The organism is Parvibium lacunae, from assembly GCF_003335215.1.
In the GTDB taxonomy this organism is placed as follows: Bacteria; Pseudomonadota; Gammaproteobacteria; order Burkholderiales; family Burkholderiaceae_D; genus Parvibium; species Parvibium lacunae.
The window spans coordinates 538,002-554,471 of the sequence record NZ_QPGB01000002.1 but is presented as its reverse complement, the minus strand read 5'-3'; the positions used below and the strand labels follow the sequence as shown (position 1 = coordinate 554,471).

The 16,470-nt window shown below is 55.3% G+C and carries 13 protein-coding genes; 4 read left to right on the top strand and 9 right to left on the bottom strand.

Features of this window, described 5'->3' with window-relative positions; translation table 11 throughout:
* Positions 1 to 26: 26 nt before the first annotated feature.
* Genes mltB through DU000_RS06715 form a run of 4 tightly spaced genes read right to left on the bottom strand, consistent with a single transcriptional unit; the run spans position 27 to position 5,595 of the window.
* On the bottom strand, positions 27 to 1,220 hold the full coding sequence (gene mltB / locus DU000_RS06730; protein ID WP_114402581.1) for a lytic murein transglycosylase B: 1,194 nt from the start codon (positions 1,218 to 1,220) through the stop codon (positions 27 to 29).
* Complete coding sequence (locus DU000_RS06725) at positions 1,217 to 3,604, bottom strand: transglutaminase TgpA family protein (protein ID WP_158529650.1); 2,388 nt, start codon at positions 3,602 to 3,604, stop codon at positions 1,217 to 1,219. The genes mltB and DU000_RS06725 overlap by 4 nt, the downstream gene beginning before the upstream one ends.
* Complete coding sequence (locus DU000_RS06720) at positions 3,597 to 4,655, bottom strand: DUF58 domain-containing protein (RefSeq protein ID WP_158529649.1); 1,059 nt, start codon at positions 4,653 to 4,655, stop codon at positions 3,597 to 3,599. Before DU000_RS06720 ends, DU000_RS06725 begins: the two co-directional genes overlap by 8 nt.
* 10 nt (positions 4,656 to 4,665) lie before the next feature.
* Complete coding sequence (locus tag DU000_RS06715) at positions 4,666 to 5,595, bottom strand: AAA family ATPase (RefSeq protein ID WP_114402578.1); 930 nt, start codon at positions 5,593 to 5,595, stop codon at positions 4,666 to 4,668.
* 389 nt (positions 5,596 to 5,984) lie between these two features.
* Here DU000_RS06715 and DU000_RS06710 point away from each other — a divergent pair, with 389 nt between their 5' ends.
* From DU000_RS06710 to DU000_RS06700, 3 genes are all read left to right on the top strand, one after another.
* Complete coding sequence (locus DU000_RS06710) at positions 5,985 to 6,734, top strand: electron transfer flavoprotein subunit beta/FixA family protein (protein WP_114402800.1); 750 nt, start codon at positions 5,985 to 5,987, stop codon at positions 6,732 to 6,734.
* A 13-nt stretch (positions 6,735 to 6,747) separates the two neighbouring features.
* Positions 6,748 to 7,677 carry an electron transfer flavoprotein subunit alpha/FixB family protein gene (locus tag DU000_RS06705; protein WP_114402577.1) on the top strand — a complete coding sequence of 310 codons (930 nt, stop codon included), beginning with the start codon at positions 6,748 to 6,750 and terminating at the stop codon, positions 7,675 to 7,677.
* A gap of 116 nt (positions 7,678 to 7,793) precedes the next feature.
* Entirely contained in the window at positions 7,794 to 9,587 is a 1,794-nt protein-coding gene (locus DU000_RS06700; RefSeq protein ID WP_114402576.1) for an acyl-CoA dehydrogenase, read from the top strand.
* A gap of 10 nt (positions 9,588 to 9,597) precedes the next feature.
* On the opposite strand, the gene DU000_RS06695 is transcribed toward DU000_RS06700, so the two are convergent.
* The gene (locus DU000_RS06695) at positions 9,598 to 10,863 is read right to left on the bottom strand and encodes a D-amino acid dehydrogenase (protein WP_114402799.1); all 1,266 of its coding nucleotides are present in this window, start codon (positions 10,861 to 10,863) and stop codon (positions 9,598 to 9,600) included.
* 43 nt (positions 10,864 to 10,906) lie between these two features.
* On the opposite strand from DU000_RS06695, the gene xseA reads away from it, so the two are divergent.
* A complete protein-coding gene (gene xseA / locus DU000_RS06690; RefSeq protein WP_114402575.1) occupies positions 10,907 to 12,259 on the top strand; it encodes an exodeoxyribonuclease VII large subunit in 1,353 nt (450 codons plus the stop codon).
* Positions 12,260 to 12,275: 16 nt separating this feature from the next.
* On the opposite strand, the gene DU000_RS06685 is transcribed toward xseA, so the two are convergent.
* From DU000_RS06685 to DU000_RS06670, 4 genes are all read right to left on the bottom strand, one after another.
* Positions 12,276 to 13,118, bottom strand: a complete 843-nt coding sequence (locus DU000_RS06685; RefSeq protein ID WP_114402574.1) for a helix-turn-helix transcriptional regulator — start codon at positions 13,116 to 13,118, stop codon at positions 12,276 to 12,278.
* A 407-nt stretch (positions 13,119 to 13,525) separates the two neighbouring features.
* Positions 13,526 to 14,782 (bottom strand): glutamate-5-semialdehyde dehydrogenase, encoded by a 1,257-nt coding sequence (locus DU000_RS06680; protein ID WP_114402573.1) that lies wholly within the window; start codon positions 14,780 to 14,782, stop codon positions 13,526 to 13,528.
* Between the two features lie 82 nt (positions 14,783 to 14,864).
* Positions 14,865 to 15,914 carry a DNA polymerase III subunit delta gene (holA, locus tag DU000_RS06675; RefSeq protein WP_114402572.1) on the bottom strand — a complete coding sequence of 350 codons (1,050 nt, stop codon included), beginning with the start codon at positions 15,912 to 15,914 and terminating at the stop codon, positions 14,865 to 14,867.
* Positions 15,915 to 15,930: 16 nt separating this feature from the next.
* Positions 15,931 to 16,464 (bottom strand): LPS-assembly lipoprotein LptE, encoded by a 534-nt coding sequence (locus DU000_RS06670; RefSeq protein WP_114402571.1) that lies wholly within the window; start codon positions 16,462 to 16,464, stop codon positions 15,931 to 15,933.
* Positions 16,465 to 16,470 lie beyond the last annotated feature (6 nt).

Genomic DNA, 16,470 nt, shown 5'->3' with positions numbered 1-16,470 from the left:
ACTCTGCTTGGCGATTGTTATCGCGCTCATTTAATTGCCGTTGCAGTTGTATTCTGGGGATTACCGGCTGTCCGGCTGCGCTCAATCGCATTTGCCAGCTCAACCACCGACAGCGCATAAAAACTACTGCGGTTATAGCGGGTAATCACATAAAAATTCCGCGCGCCATAGCCATAGTCTGGGGTTTCTACTCCCTGGGGCAGATCAATCACCGCATAATTCAGGGTTGGCTGTAAGTGGGCGCTTTCTAACCCTTGCGCCGCTATTTCTTGTGGCGACAAACTGGGTTCAATGCCCTTTGCCGCGAATCGCGCCAGGGTGTCTAGCTGGGCAGCAGTAGGCGCTTGCGCTAACCCGCTGTAGATTGTTTGGCCGGGTTGCCAGCCGTGTTCACGCAAGAATTTCCCCACGCTACCAATCGCATCTGCAGGGCTGTTGCGTAGGTCCACCTTGCCATCACCATCATAATCAACCCCAAAGCGGCGGTAGCTGCTGGGCATGAATTGCGGAATACCGATTGCCCCGGCGTAGGAGCCACGCAGGCTGAAGACATCCCAATTCGCCTCGCTCACGAGCAAGAGATATTCCTCAAGTTGCTGACGGAAAAAAGACGCGCGGGATTTGATAGTTGGCCCACTGGGGTAGTCGAAGGACAGTGTTGCCAAGGTGTCTAGCACCCGAAATTTGCCGGGATTCCGGCCATAGATCGTTTCCACGCCGATAATCGCCACGATGATGCTGGCAGGAACCCCAAACTCTTGTTCGGCCCGACTCAGCCACGGCGCCTGTTCCTGCCAAAATTTGACGCCCGCCTGTATCCGCAGCGGTTCAATAAAGCGCGCTCGGTAATCGCGCCAGACTTTTGGCTTGGTGCTGCCTGTTGGTGTCATGAGCCGCGCGGCAGTCGGCACGAAATAGACTTGCTTGAAGAGTTGCTGAAGCTCGGCGGCGATAAAGCCATGTTTTTGTACCATCTCGGCAATGAAGGCTTGCGCCTCGGGATGCTGCGCATAATTGCGCACAGGCTCTACTGGTGCGACCACTGGCTTAGACTTGGCCACTGCCAATGGGGTGCCCAAGCACAGCATAAGCAACAACATGGCGCTTCTTTTGGCTTTTTTGTTGAATTGCCTCGCGGTGGTTTCGAGCCAGCCGCGCCCCGCACTGTGCAGGCTTAGTGAGGCAGCACGAGTCCGCTTGCAGGGTGTTGAAGAAGTCATACTTTGGCATGTGGTAAGGAGAGCGACAAACGATGAATGCATGTTTCGAGTTCGAGTAAAGCCTGTGTTGTAGCGGCGGTGGATTCAGCCTGACGGCCGAGGGGGCGGTATCGCAAGGCCAACAGCTGCGCCAAAATTGCCTGCGCCGCATCCCGAGTCGGGCCAGGTAAGGGAATGAGTACACGTTGCCCCCAAGTGGCCCAGCCTTCATGCCCCTGCCGTTGATAGTGTTGCCGCTGCCCGCGCCGTAACGAATACGCCCAAACTGGAAGGCCGGACTGGGCCAGCAATAAATGCAAGCACCGCTGTTCAAACCGTAAGTATAGTCGAGCCAGCCAGCGCTCAGGCGGAATCAGGCTGGGTTGCCGCAGAATAAAGACAACCCAATAAAAATAAATCACGTGCGCACCACGCTGCCACCACTGGCGCCATGGCAATAAAATCCAGCTCGCCAGAATGCCCATGCCCCCCGCCAGTGCAACCAACACATAGGCCGAGAGCCGTCGCCAGTCTTGCTGCGCCAGCCCCAGTCGTTGTAGCAAACTTTGTTGTTGCTCGCGGTTGTATTGCAACACCCATTGATTCCAGCGATGGTTGAGGGCTTCCCAGCGTAGTCTTGCAGCCCGCACACTGTCTTCCACCCAACTTAACCCGGGCCAGTGCCGCCACCCGGCTTGCTGCTGGCGTTGTTGCGCACTGGCGCCAATATTCAAGCGCTCTGGCGCGACCATTGCGGTAGGGTCAACCCGCGTCCAACCACTGAGCGGTAACCACACTTCCGTCCAAGCATGAGCATCACTCTGGCGTACGACCCAGGTATCATCGACTTCATTCGGTTCCCCGCCTTGGTAGCCAGTCACCACGCGGGCGGGGATGTCGAGTGCCCGCATAAGCACGACAAAGGCGCTGCTGTAGTGTTCACAAAAACCACTGCGGGTCTGGAATAAAAACTCATCGACACTGTGCTGCCCCAGCAGCGGCGGGCTGAGACTATAAACAAACCCTTGTTCGCGCAGATAACGCAAGGCTTGCTGAATCAGGGTGTGATGCAGGCTGTCGATGGCTTGAGATTCCTCTGCACCGGGCGCATCCCCGCCGCGTTGTCGCAGGGCCTGAAGTTTCCAGGTTTGGGCCAGTTCCAGGGTGCGCGGATTAAACCCAGGGGGTAATTGCAGCCAGCGTTCGCGCCAGGTAGTGTCGGGCTGGTCGTTGAGCTGTGCCGAGAGATTGCTGCTGGCTTCGTAGCGCAGTCGTTCGAGGCCCACTTGCGGGAGCGGCTGGCCGCCGCGGGCTTGTAACTGAAAACGACTGACCCCACTGGGGGAGAAGCCAAGTTGCCCGACCTGCCGTTCCACTCGCGGGAAGCGATCTGGCCAATCCAGCAGAAAAAGCCATTGATACCCTTGTGGTTCAAGGGTGACACGGTACGATACGCTGCGCGTTGCGTTGGCGGGTAGGCGAATATCTGGCAGTTCACGCGTGGTTGCGGCCAGGCTCTCTGTGCTGCGCCAACTGCGGCCATCGAAGTTATCCAGCACGGGGCCACGCCAATAGAGCTGGGCACGCTGCGCCTGTATGGCCACGCTGCCGTCGACAAACTCCGCCCGCAGGGCGATACTGGGATTTTGAATCAGTTGGTTGATATCACCTGGCCGCATCGAGGCCGACATGCCTGTCTTGGCGCTAGCTTGATCACGGGGGATGCCCCACAGGGGGCCGCCACTGCGAGGGAACAGAAAAAACAAAACGATCATCAGCGGGATTGCCTGCAGACACAGCACCAGTGCGCGGCGCGCCACATCCGATAGGCCCGTGCTCGCGCTAACCGTGGTGCTGATTTCAGCACTGGCAGGCAGTTGATGGGCGTAGATCAGGATGATGAGAATCACCACAATACACAGCAATAAGTACAGCGCTAGCAGCAAACTTTGTGAATTAAAAAAGCCGGCCAAAAGCAGGAATAAACCCAAAAAAAGCGTGAGATACAGATCGCGCAGGGAGTCTGTTGGTCGCTTACCTCGGCCGAAGCGAGTGTGTTGTTCTTGTAGTTTGAGTGCCAGCAGTAGTAGCAAGTAGGCGGTTCCTGCTTCCTGGCCAATCAGGGTTCGATACGTGAGCCAGATCCCCGCACTGGCCAGCAACACCATCAGACTTCTGGCCCATGGGCCAAAACTGGCGCGCCGGGTTAGCAACTGCCATAGCCGCAGCCCCAGCAGCGCGCCAAAGCCAAGACTGATCCACCACGGCAAATAGGGTAGATGCGGCAGCACAATCATGCCGCTAATCAGCAAGAGTAGAAATTGCAGTTGTTCGCGGTGTGGGCGTAGCGCCCAGGTTAGTTGCCAATTTTGCCAAGCGCTGCGTGCCGTAGCCTCTTTAGCCATGGTGGTACTCCTTGGCGGGCAGACCATAGCAGGCGAGGGCGGAGAGGCACTGTTGATAGTGTTGCGCACTACCTGCCGGGGCTAGTTCATAGCCCGGCAAGCGTAAGCCGCACGCACACTGGGCGGCTTGACTGCTCAGTACCCACGCGGTGAGGCGCGCCAAGCGTGCCTCCAGCGTTAAACCTTGGGTTTGTTCCCACGTGAACCATCGCTCGGCTTGGGGCTGACCAGACAAAACCTTGACATACCAGGTTGGCGTATCGCTGCCCCGTAAGCCCAGTCGAGCGCTGCTCTTCCAGTCAATGCGGCTGGGTAAATCGCCGCTTTGATAGGTCCGCAGGTGACTTAAATCACTGTCACCCAATTGGTTGGCGCCCCCTGCTGGCGTGTCACTGCTGAGGATTGCTTCTTGATTGGGCCAGGGCGGTGAGGGTGTTTCAGGCTGCGGGTAGATCAGGCCTGCAACAATCGGTGTCCAGTAACTCCAGGCTCGCCATAGGCCGAGTGGATAACGTGTTTCTATCACCAAGCGCGGAGCTTGGAAATAACCACGCGGCCCAGCGGGAACGGCAAGGGAAAAGAGACTATCACTATGGGGTTGTAAGGACAGGATGACCGGACTGAGCGCAGCTTCCAACGCGGCTGGTTGGTGTACGCGCACTTGCATGGCAAAGCGTGGGATGCCCTGCAGATTACGGCAGCGCAGCGTGAGCCTCAGCGGTTGTTCAGCCATCGCTGGTGCGTTGAGGGGGAGGGCTGAAAATTCCAGTTGAACTTGGTTACGAAAGGTATGAAATAAACTGGCTAAACCAATGCTCGCCAAGAGAAAGGTCATGGCATAGCCCAATGCCAAGTTGTAGTTAATCGCCGCCAATAGCAATGCAATGAGGGTCAATAAAAACAGCCAGCCCACCCGGGTGGGCAGGACGTAAATCCGATTTTGGCGCAATATCAGGGGACCGTCTTCAGGCTGCCAGCCGCGCACCATACTGCTGAGCCGTTGCCTCAGTCGCTGGCGTAGCGTCGCAGAGTGAGAGATCAATCCTGCCATTCTGGCCCACCTAGGCAAGGGAGACGCCTTGCCAGAGCTGGCGCAGCTGCGTGGCAGAAATTTGTTGCCCCTGGCGGGTATGCAGGCGGTGTCCTGCCACATAGGGAAAGACCATTTGGATATCTTCTGGTTGCACATGGTCACGTCCCGCCAGCCAGCTCCAGGCCCGTGCAGCTTGTAGCAGGGCGAGGCCCGCCCGCGGGCTGAGGCCTTGTAGTAAATCGGCTTGAGCGCGACTCGCGGCTAGTAAATCTTGCACATAGTCGAGTATCGCTGGACTCACGTATTGCTCCCGTACCTGTTGCTGAAACGCGAGTAGCGTTGCCGTACTCAGCACGCCCGTGGCGCTAGATAAACGCTCGCGGCCGCGTTGTTCCGCCAACAGCAAGCGCTCTGCGGCACGGTCAGGGTACCCGAGGGAGAGTCGCATCAAGAAACGGTCCAATTGTGATTCTGGGAGCGCAAACGTACCGACGGAGTCTTGCGGATTTTGGGTGGCGATGACAAAAAAAGGTTGGGGTACGGGGCGAGCCTGACCATCAATCGTGACTTGTTGCTCCTCCATCAACTCCAGCATCGCGGATTGCGTTTTTGGAGTGGCCCGGTTAATTTCATCCGCGAGTAAGACTTGGGTAAAGGCCGGGCCAGGGTGGAAAATAAATTGCCCTTTTGTTCCTTCTTGAACAGACGGCGGTTCATAGATAGAAATGCCTAGCAAGTCTGCCGGCAGTAAGTCATTGGTGAATTGAACTCGTTTAAATTCCAATCCCAACGCTTTCGCAAGGGTGTGTGCTAGGGTCGTCTTACCGACACCTGGCCGATCTTCCAGTAAAAGATGGCCCCCAGCCAGCAAACAGGCACAGGCCAGTTGTACAGTTTCTGCTTTACCCAACACAATTTGATTAATTTGCGTTAAAACGGGTTCAAAGAGTGCTTGCATACGGCGCTTTCAGAAAAAGAATATACCGCCACCAACCAGTGGGGCGTGGTGTTGCGCGTTGTAAAAATCGGACCTCTTGCAGCAGACTGCCCAAATTAGCTGCCTTAGGGTATCGTTAGAACAGAAGCTGCCTAGCTAAAAAACGCAGTATAGGCTTTTTCAGCAAGGCTATAATGATCAGCCAAGCAGAGATATCGGCTTAACCGCCTACAGATTGAGTTATCACGGCCCTGACGATGTTGATGGCTGCATTGATCGTGTCTTTTTGCGCATCGAGGGCATCGTCGATCTGCGATTGTCAAAGCAATGTCTATGGTTGGTATGTCGTCGAGTTTATTCGTGCGCTCAATGTCTTTCATGAAAAAGCGCGCAACACAGAGGAGCAAGGTATGAAAATTTTGGTACCTGTAAAACGGGTCGTGGATTACAACGTTAAGGTCCGCGTCAAAAGCGACGGTTCCGGCGTGGATATAGCGAATGTCAAAATGTCGATGAACCCCTTCGATGAAATCGCCGTGGAAGAAGCGGTGCGTTTGAAAGAAGCCGGTGTGGCGACCGAAGTGATTGCCGTCAGCTGTGGCGTGGCCCAGTCACAAGAAACCCTGCGGACTGCGCTGGCGATTGGCGCGGATCGTGCCATCTTGGTTGAAACCGACGCTGACTTACAGCCCCTCGCGGTCGCCAAGCTCCTGAAAGCCTTGGTGGACAAAGAACAACCCCAACTCGTCATTCTCGGCAAACAAGCGATTGATGATGACTGCAACCAGACCGGTCAAATGTTGGCGGCCTTGGCCGATCTCCCGCAAGCCACCTTCGCGTCTAAAGTGGTGGTGGCCGATGGCAAAGCCCAAGTGACGCGCGAAGTCGATGGCGGTTTGGAAACCTTGTCGTTGAGCTTGCCTGCGGTGGTGACAACCGATTTGCGCCTGAATGAGCCGCGCTATGTGACCTTGCCGAACATTATGAAGGCCAAGAAAAAACCGCTCGATACCTTGAAGCCGGAAGACTTAGGGGTGGATGTCACCCCACGTCTGAAAACACTTAGTGTGAGCGAGCCGCCGGTACGTCAGGCCGGGATTAAAGTGGCTGATGTGGCCGCTTTAGTCGACAAACTCAAAAACGAAGCTAAAGTGATCTGAGGGGGAATCGAACATGACTATTTTAGTGATTGCAGAACACGACAACGCCACCCTCAAACCCGCGACCTTGAACACGGTTGCTGCCGCGCAAAAACTCGGTGGCCCCATTACCGTCTTGGTGGCTGGGAGCAATTGCAGTGGCGCGGTTCAAGCCGCCGCGCAAGTCGCCGGTGTCGCAAAAGTACTGGTGGCCGATGCCCCAGCATTAGCTGAACAGCTTGCAGAAAACCTGGCGGCACAAGTGCTGGCCGTGGCCGGTGGGTTTACTCACATTTTGGCCCCCGCCACGACCTCTGGTAAAAACGTCTTGCCCCGCGTGGCGGCGAAGCTGGATGTGGCGCAAATTTCCGACATCATCAGCGTAGAAAGTGCGGATACCTTCAAGCGCCCCATCTATGCCGGTAACGTGATTGCCACCGTCCAAAGCAGCGATGCGGTGAAAGTGATGACGGTGCGCACCACCGCCTTCGATGCCGTGGCCGCCAGCGGCGGTAGCGCTGCGGTGGAGAACATCAGTGCGGTAGCCGATAGTGGCAAAGCCAGTTTTGTACAACGCGAAGTGGTGAAACTGGATCGCCCTGAACTCACTAGCGCCAAAGTGATCGTTTCCGGTGGTCGGGGTATGGGTTCCGCCGATAACTTCAAGCTGCTCGAACCCTTGGCGGATAAGCTCTCCGCCGCTATGGGCGCGTCCCGTGCCGCGGTGGATGCAGGCTTTGCCCCGAACGATTGGCAAGTGGGGCAAACCGGCAAAATCGTGGCGCCACAGCTCTATATTGCGATTGGGATTTCCGGCGCGATTCAACACCTGGCCGGGATGAAAGATTCCAAAGTAATCGTGGCCATCAATAAAGATGCGGAAGCCCCGATTTTTGGGGTGGCGGATTATGGGATTGTGGGCGATCTCTTCGAGATTGTGCCGCAGCTCACCGCGGCGTTGTAAGCGTTAAAAAAAGCAGACTTCGGTCTGCTTTTTTATTATTGCCCGTCTGCTAAAAAGAATAATAATGATTGTTTAGGAATCGCTTAAGTGATCCTATTCCCACCAAGGAGTTGTGCATGACTGCGTATGCTGCCCCCGTCAAAGACATGTTGTTTGTTCTAAATGAATTGGCTGACTTAAACGCCATCAACGGCTTACCGGGCTATGGGGATGCCACACCCGATACCGTGGAAGCGATTCTCGAAGAAAGCGCCAAGTTCACGGGGGAAGTGTTAGCCCCGCAGGCGCGTGAGGCAGACAAAGCGCCCAGCTTTTTTGCCGAGGGCAAAGTAACGACAGCCAAGGGCTACCGTGCAGCCTTCAAACAATTTGCCGAGGGCGGCTGGCAAGGTTTGCAACACCCTGTGGAGTTTGGTGGCCAAGGCTTACCGAAAGTCGTTGGTACCGCTTGCAATGAAATGTTGAACAGTGCTGACTTGTCTTTTGCGCTCTGCCCCTTGCTGACGGATGGGGCGATTGAGGCGCTCATGACGGCGGGTTCGGAAGAGCAACGCAATCGCTATTTGCCCCAGCTTATCAATGGCGAGTGGACGGGTACGATGAACCTCACCGAGCCGCAGGCCGGTTCGGATTTATCGTTGATTCGCAGTAAAGCAGTCAAGCAAATGGATGGCACCTACCGCCTCAGCGGCCAGAAAATATTTATTACCTACGGCGAGCATGATCTGGCTGAAAACATTATTCATTTTGTGCTGGCCCGCACGCCAGATGCTCCGGCGGGGGTCAAAGGGATTTCACTCTTTATTGTGCCGAAAGTCCTGCTGAATGCAGACGGTTCGCTCGGCGCAAGGAATGCCGTGCAGTGCGTCTCTATCGAACACAAGCTCGGGATTAAATCTAGCCCCACTTGTGTACTGCAATATGGCGGCACCACTGAACAGGAAGGGGCTGTTGGGTATCTCTTGGGTGAAGAAAATCGCGGCCTGGAGTACATGTTCATCATGATGAATGCCGCCCGCTTTGCCGTCGGCGTTCAGGGCTTAGCGGTGGCGGAGCGCGCCTATCAGCAAGCGCTGCAATATGCTAAAGACCGGATTCAAAGTCGCCCGGTCGATGCTTCTTTACCTGCAGCGGGGCCGATTATTCATCATCCTGATGTACGTCGTATGCTGTTGCTGATGCGCACCCAAACCGAAGCGGCGCGGGCCTTGGCGTATGTCACGGCCAGCTATGCGGATGTCGCCCACCATACGGTCGATACTGCCTTAGCAGCGGAACAGCAGGCCCTCTACGAATACCTTGTGCCGATTGTTAAAGGCTGGTGTACCGAAATGTCGGTAGAGGTGACCTCACTCGGTATTCAAGTGCATGGTGGTATGGGCTTCATTGAAGAAACGGGGGCCGCGCAGTGGTATCGTGATGCGCGGATTTTGACGATTTACGAAGGCACCACGGCGATTCAAGCGAATGATCTGGTCGGACGTAAAACTGCGAAAGACGGCGGCGCCGTCGCCCAACTTGTATTGACCAGAATTCAGGTTACCTTAACGCTGCTCAAAGCCCATCCTCATCCTGAGGCGGCACGCCTGGCGAAGCGTTTGCATGAGGCGCAATTGGCACTCCGCGACGTTGTTGCGTTTATTGTCAGTCACGTTAAAACGGATATCAACGCAGTGTTTGCCGGATCGGTGCCTTATCTAAAGTTAGCCGGGCTAACGCTTGGCGGGTGGCAATTGGCGCGTGCCTGGCTGGCGGCGCAAACCCAATTACAAGCCGGGCAGGGCGACGCAGGATTTTTACAAGCCAAATGCCAAAGCGCCCTCTTTTTTGCAGAGCACCTGTTGCCACAGACCCAAGCCTTACGCACCAGCATTGTTGACGGGGCAGCCAGTGTGGTTGCACTGGTCTAATTAAGGTTGGTCAGAATTGGGGGGCGATCCAGGGAATGGCTAACGGTTGCCGTTCAATCATGCTGGTGAGCAGCGCTGCTGAGCCGCAGGCATGTGTCCAACCGAGGGTGCCATGACCCGTATTCAGGTACAAACCCGTAATCGGGGTGGGGCCGATGTAGGGAAGATTACTCGGCGTTGCTGGGCGCAAGCCAGTCCAAAATTCAGCTTGTTGGTAGTCAACGGCTGCTCCCACCAGCTCTTGGGTGCGGGCGATCAAGGGCGCACAACGCCGTGGATTTAGACTTGTTTCAAAGCCGTTAAATTCTGCGGTACCAGCAACACGCAGTCGGTTCCCCAGGCGGGAAAAGACAATCTTGTATTCATCGTCAGTCAGACTCACACTGGGAACGGCGGCCGATTCAAGGATCGGGAAGGTCGCGGAATAGCCCTTCGCTGGGTAAATCTTGAGCGCCAAACCGAGTTGTGCGGCGAGTTGCTGGCTATAACTCCCGCAGCTCAGCACATAAGCGTCCGCACGCAGGTCATGAATTTGCTCGCCAGTCTGTACGCGAATGCCTTTAATTTCTTGGGTACCTTGATTTTCTGTGGCTAACCAACCAATGCACGTGGTGTGATAACGAAAAACCACACCCTGCTGCCCGGCTAAAGCTGCCAGGCGTTCTGTGAATAACCGCGCATCGCCTGATTCGTCATGCGCCGTGTACGATGCCCCGACAATCCGCTGCGCGATAGTCTGTAACGCAGGTTCAATCGCAATCGCTTCCGCTACCGAAATCAGTTCGCGTTCGCAACCAGCGGCACGCATGAGCGCTGCTGTTTTAGCGCTGGCCTGATAGACGTTACGAGAGGTATAAAAATGCAAAATGCCACGCTGCAAGGCTTCATACTGAATCCCGGTGTGTGCGCGTAACTCACCCAAGCAGGCGCGGCTATACAACCCTAGCATCACCAGTTGCTGAATATTCTGACGCCACCGTGACCCCCGGCACTCCGCGAAAAACTGGGCGATCCACTGCCATTGCGCGAAGTCTAGGCGGGGGCGAAACAACAGGGGAGACGCGGGTTGCCACAGCCATTGCAATACTTTCAAGGGCGCATAAGGGTTGGCCCAGGGTTCGGCGTGCGAGACTGAAATTTGGCCACCATTCGCGTAGCTGGTTTCAAGTGCAGGCGCAGCTTGTCGTTCAATCACCGTGACATGATGCCCTGCTTGCCGTAAATACCAGGCGGTCGTCGTGCCGATGACACCTGCGCCAAGAATAATGATATGCATACGACTACCTGTATCTGACCCCAAGTTTTGCCATAATGCTGGCATGATGACACAAAACCCTTCGATTGTAGCCGGACTCCCCCCGACCGTCTTGACCGTGAGCGAACTGAATCGCAGCGTTGCTGGGCTGTTGCAGCGTACCTTCCCACTCCTGACGGTGCGCGGCGAGCTCTCTAACTTTACGCGTGCCAGCAGTGGGCATTGGTATTTCAGTTTAAAAGATGCGCAAGCACAAGTCCGGGCTGTGATGTTCAAGGGGCGGGCGCAATGGGTGGATTGGGTACCGCGTGATGGCGAGCGGGTTGAAATTCGCGCTACGGTAACCATGTATGAGCCGCGTGGCGAGTTTCAATTGAGTGTCGAGTCCATGCGGCGCGCCGGTGTTGGGGATTTGTATGCCGAATTTATCCGCCTCAAAGAAAAGCTTGCTGCGGAGGGTTTGTTTGCGCCTGAGCAAAAAAAACCGTTGCCTCGCTACCCCCGCCGAGTGGGGGTGATGACCTCACCCCAAGCAGCGGCGCTGCGCGATGTGTTAAGTACGTTGGCGCGGCGGGCACCGCATCTACCCGTTGTGCTTTATCCTGTTCCGGTGCAAGGGGCGCCAGCTGCCAGTGCGCTATGCAGCATGCTAAAAACGATTCAACAGCGCGCTGAGATCGACGTGTTGCTCGTGGTACGAGGGGGCGGAAGCATTGAGGATTTATGGGCCTTTAATGATGAGGACTTGGCACGCCAACTGGCCGCAAGTTCGATTCCAGTGATCACTGGCATTGGTCACGAGACTGACTTTACGCTGGCAGATTTCGCGGCCAGCCAGCGGGCTGCAACGCCAACCGCGGCGGCCGAGCTATGTTGCTTGGCTTTACGTGAAATTCAGCAACAATGCACTACCTCGCAACGCCAGCTACAACTCAGTTGGGAGCGCCAGTGTCAGCAATGGCAGCAGCGATTAGATGGGTATCAGCGTGAGCTGGGGCAAATCAGTCGGGTTACCGAGCGTTGGCGCTGGCGCTTGCAGGCGTATCAGCAACGGTTACCCGCAGCCCTCACCGTGCCTTACCAGCGCCAGCAATTCCGGTTGCAACGATTCCAGGAATACTGGCAGCGTGTGCCAGGCCCCCAATCCCAGCGGCAAGCGCTGCAGACGCTGACTGCTCGATGGCAGGCGGCTATTGAGGCGGGTTGGCAGCGCCATCAGCAGCGTTTACAGCAGCAAGAGCAGGCCTTAACACTACTCAACCCACAGCATATTTTGCGACGTGGCTATGTCTTGGTTTACGATGACCGCGGTCGTCTGATCACGACCGCTGCAGCCGCGCAGGGAGAAGCCCACCTGCAGTTGCAATTTGCGGATAACACTCTAGCGGTGCGGGTGCAGCAGCAATCAGCAAGTTAATCTGCGGCTACCGGGCTCAGACGCTTTTGGGGTTAGGGTCGTGGTCGTCAGTCGCCTCATGAAACTGTAGGCCTTGGGTCGGCAAATCCAACCGGCTTTCCAAGAAATCTTGAGAAACGGCTTTGGCTACGGCTTCAGCACGGTTAGCAACCCCGAGTTTTTCAAGGATGTTTTCGACGTGGTTTTTAATGGTCTTGAAAGATAAGCCCATGATGTCGGAAATTTCGCGATTGGTTTTGCCCTCACGAATCCACTTGAGGACTTCCCGTTCGCGCAGTGAGAGCGTCACCTCTGCAGTGCTGTCGGCAGCCAACTGTTTGCGGCGCATGCTGCGATACACTTGGCCAACCGCTTGGGCAATATGCGGCATCATGATATTGAGAATGCGGCGCGTTGCCTCAGGATTTTTGATGCCCACATCCAGAAAACACACATAGACCAAGCGCCTGCCCCGCAAGTCATAGCTGGCTTGCATGGCTGTTTGACGGTAACCGTGCTGGCGTAGCACATTTAACCAGAGTGGTGCAAAGCCAGCGTATGTTGCGGTCAAATCTAACAGCAGGGCTTTTTGCTGGCTTAACCAAGATTGCAGCAAGGGAATAGCACTGCCATCCGTGAGAACGCGGAAACTGCGCAGCAAGCTTTCAGGGAATGCCGGGGTGCTACAAATCGGTGACAGGCTAATATCTGGATGAACGCGCCCGAGCGCAATCACGCAGGCACCAAACGGGAAAATGGCGCGTAATTCCGTCTCAACCCAGTTGGCGAGCGCTTTGGGTGTGGTGACGTCTTGCAGGCGCTCTAACGCACCAAATAAAACCTCAGCATAAGAATGTTGTGAAGAAGACGTTTCGCTCATTACTCAAGTTTAACAAAAGGCACTCGCTCGCTATACGCTTTCCCGCTGGGATGTGGGAAATGCGACATTGTTCTCTTCTTAAACGATTTTCATTAGGCCGTCTGGCCCATTCAATCAAGAACCTTTGACACGGTAGTCAAGGAAACACTTAATCTATATCTTGTCTAGGTGTAGCTGGATGATTTGAATACAAAAGAGGGTGCTAACCTAGGGGACAACCGAACGAGCCGGTTTACACAATTAAGCCGTTGTACAGAGGTTTGTGGCTGCACAGCGTAATTACTAGCAGCAAACAAACCACGTTAAAGAGCATGCAAACGCATGCTCTTTTTTTCTTCTATCGTTGAATTACCTCGCCTTGGCTGCTACGCTACCGTCACTGCGCGATGGGGTACTCTGGTGTGGGTTTACTGACGGATTTCACCATTCCCCAGTACGACATACTTCATGCTGGTCAGCCCTTCTAAACCAACCGGACCCCGGGCATGAATCTTATCGGTGGAGATGCCAATTTCTGCGCCCAGTCCGTACTCAAAGCCATCTGCAAAGCGAGTCGACGCGTTGACCATGACGGAGGCCGAGTCTACTTCACGCAGAAAGCGTAAGGCCCGCGTGTAGTCTTCCGTTACGATCGCATCCGTATGTTGGCTGCTGTAATGATTGATATGTGTGATTGCCGCATCCAGATCATGAACTATTTTGATCGATAAAATCGGCGCCAAGTATTCGGTATGCCAGTCGGCTTCCTGGGCCGACTTGATGCCGGTTAAAACCCCTTGCGTTGCCGCGCAACCCCGTAGTTCGACCCCTTTTTCCTGATAAATCTTGGCAAGGGGGGGTAACACCTGGGTTGCAATATGGCGGTGAACCAGCAGGGTTTCCATGGTGTTGCAGGTGCCATAACGGTGGGTTTTGGCATTGTCGGCTATCCGAATCGCTTTGTCCAAATCGGCTTTATCGTCAATATAAACATGGCAAATCCCGTCCAGATGTTTAATCACGGGAACCCGGGCTTCACGACTGATTCTTTCAATCAAGCCTTTTCCACCTCGAGGAACGATGACATCGACAAACTCAGTCAGCGTAATCAACGCCCCGACGGCAGCTCGATCTGTCGTCTCAATCACCTGAACCGCATGGTCCGGTAAGCCGGCACTGGCCAAGCCTTGCTTAACGAGTAACGCTAAGGCTTGGTTGCAATGGAGCGCTTCTGAGCCACCCCGTAAAATGGTGGCATTGCCCGATTTAATACATAACCCTGCGGCATCGACGGTGACGTTTGGGCGTGCTTCATAAATAATACCGATCACGCCCAGCGGTACGCGCATCTGCCCCACCTGAATACCGCTGGGGCGTCGCCGCAGTTGGGTGATTTCACCAATCGGGTCGGGTAGCGCTGCGATTTGTTCCAAGCCTTCAGCCATGGTCGCTATCGCTTGATCCGAGAGTGTCAAGCGATCAAGCAAAGCAGGCTCTAAGCCATTTTTCTGGGCTTGCGCCAAATCTTGTTGGTTGGCTGCTTTCAGCGCCTCTGCCTGCTGCCGGATATTCTCGGCGATATGCCGCAGGGCTGCGTTCTTTTGCGCGCTGCTGGCGGTGGCCATCGCACGGCTGGCCGCCCGTGCTTGGCGGCCAAGGGTGTTGATATAAAGGTCAATATCCATAATAAAACGCTTACTCATATTCCATTAGACTTGCAGTGTAGCAGGGTTTGGCGATTTGCTTTTGACTCAGGGCAGAACGACGCTAGACCGATAGCGTCAGCGCCGGATTGACAATACGCATCGCTAATTGGGTCAGCTCGCCCCAAATGTTCTGATTCAACCCCGGTGGTCGCAAGCCTTTGATCAGCTTCTCCACTTGCGCGGCATAGTGCAGACTGGCATACGCCTGTTCCATCGATAGGCGACGGGCCGCTTGCTCCATCCAACGCTCTTTGCCCTGCCATAACCGGAGTTCACGTGCCAGTTGGGCGACTGCTTGACCCTGCTGCCGCCCTTGGATAAAGCGAATCAATTGCCGGATATCTTCTGTCATCGCCCAATGCACCAGGACCGGCGCCTCACCTTCACCCTGTAAGCCAGCAAGCATACGCAACATGCGTGGGCGATCGCCCGTGAGCATCGCTTCGCTGAGTTTAAACACATCATAGCGGGCTACATTTAAGACAGCCGTTTGTAAGTTATCGAGGGTGATCTCTCCAGCAGGAAACAACAACCCCATTTTCTGTATCTCTTGATGCGCCGCTAACAGATTTCCCTCGACCTTATCAGCCAAGCATTGCAATACGGGGCGCTTAGCATGTTGCTGCTGACGCGCCAAACGTTGCGCGAGCCAGTCAATTAACTGGCGGTGATCGGGCGGCGTCAGGGAAATAAGCTGGCCCTGTTGCTGTAACTGCCGGAACCAGGCCGTTTCTTGGCTGGCTTTGTCTAGTCGCGGTAGGGTAATCAATAAACAGCACGATCTATCGTGATTACTGGCCAGTTCGCCAGCCAGCGCAGCCAGGATTTGTCCACCTTCTTTGCCTGGCTTGCCATTCGGGAGGCGGCATTCCACCAGCTTACGATTACCAAACAGAGACTGGTTGCGGCAACTCTGCCATAACGCTTGCCAGTCAAACCCACGTTCCACGCTCCACACTTCGCGTTCACTGTAGCCCTGTTGACGGGCCGTTTGGCGGATAGCATCTGTGGCTTCAAGCGCCAATAAGGGCTCATCGCCCATCACCACATACAGCCCAGCCAGCGGTTGTTGCAAATGGAGGCCGAGTTGTTCTTGGCGCAGAGTTGGCATAAGCGAGGTGGCGGCGTTAGTCTGGTAAGGTCAAGCGGGTAGGGGCGCTGGCTAAGCGGCGCAATAACTGCTGCACCATATCGCTTTGCATGTCACGGAACAACAGCGCTTCCTCTGACTCTTTAGCCAACACAGCACCCTCGTTAAACGAGATTTCACGCTGCTGGATCAACTCTGTCATGGGCACATAAGGCCGACCTTTGACATCAACGATCTGATACTGAACGCGCAAACGCAGGACATATTCGCGTGGTCGCCCATCACGGTTTACGGTGAGAATTTGTTTTTCACGCGTTTCACTGGCGATGTGTAGTGTTGCTTCTGCCTCTTCCCGCGAGGGCCGCAGCTCAACACGGCTGCTATTGCGCAAATTTCGTCGCAGCTCACCGATTAACTGTGACCCGGTAAACGCTGTCAGCGCCAGTGTTTGATAGGGCACAGCACTTTGGCCACGCGGACTAAAGCCACAACTGCTCAGCATCAAGGATGACACCAGCACGACAGTGGTGACGAACCGACAAGCGCGCCAGGGTGGCAGGGCAAGATGCATGATGCA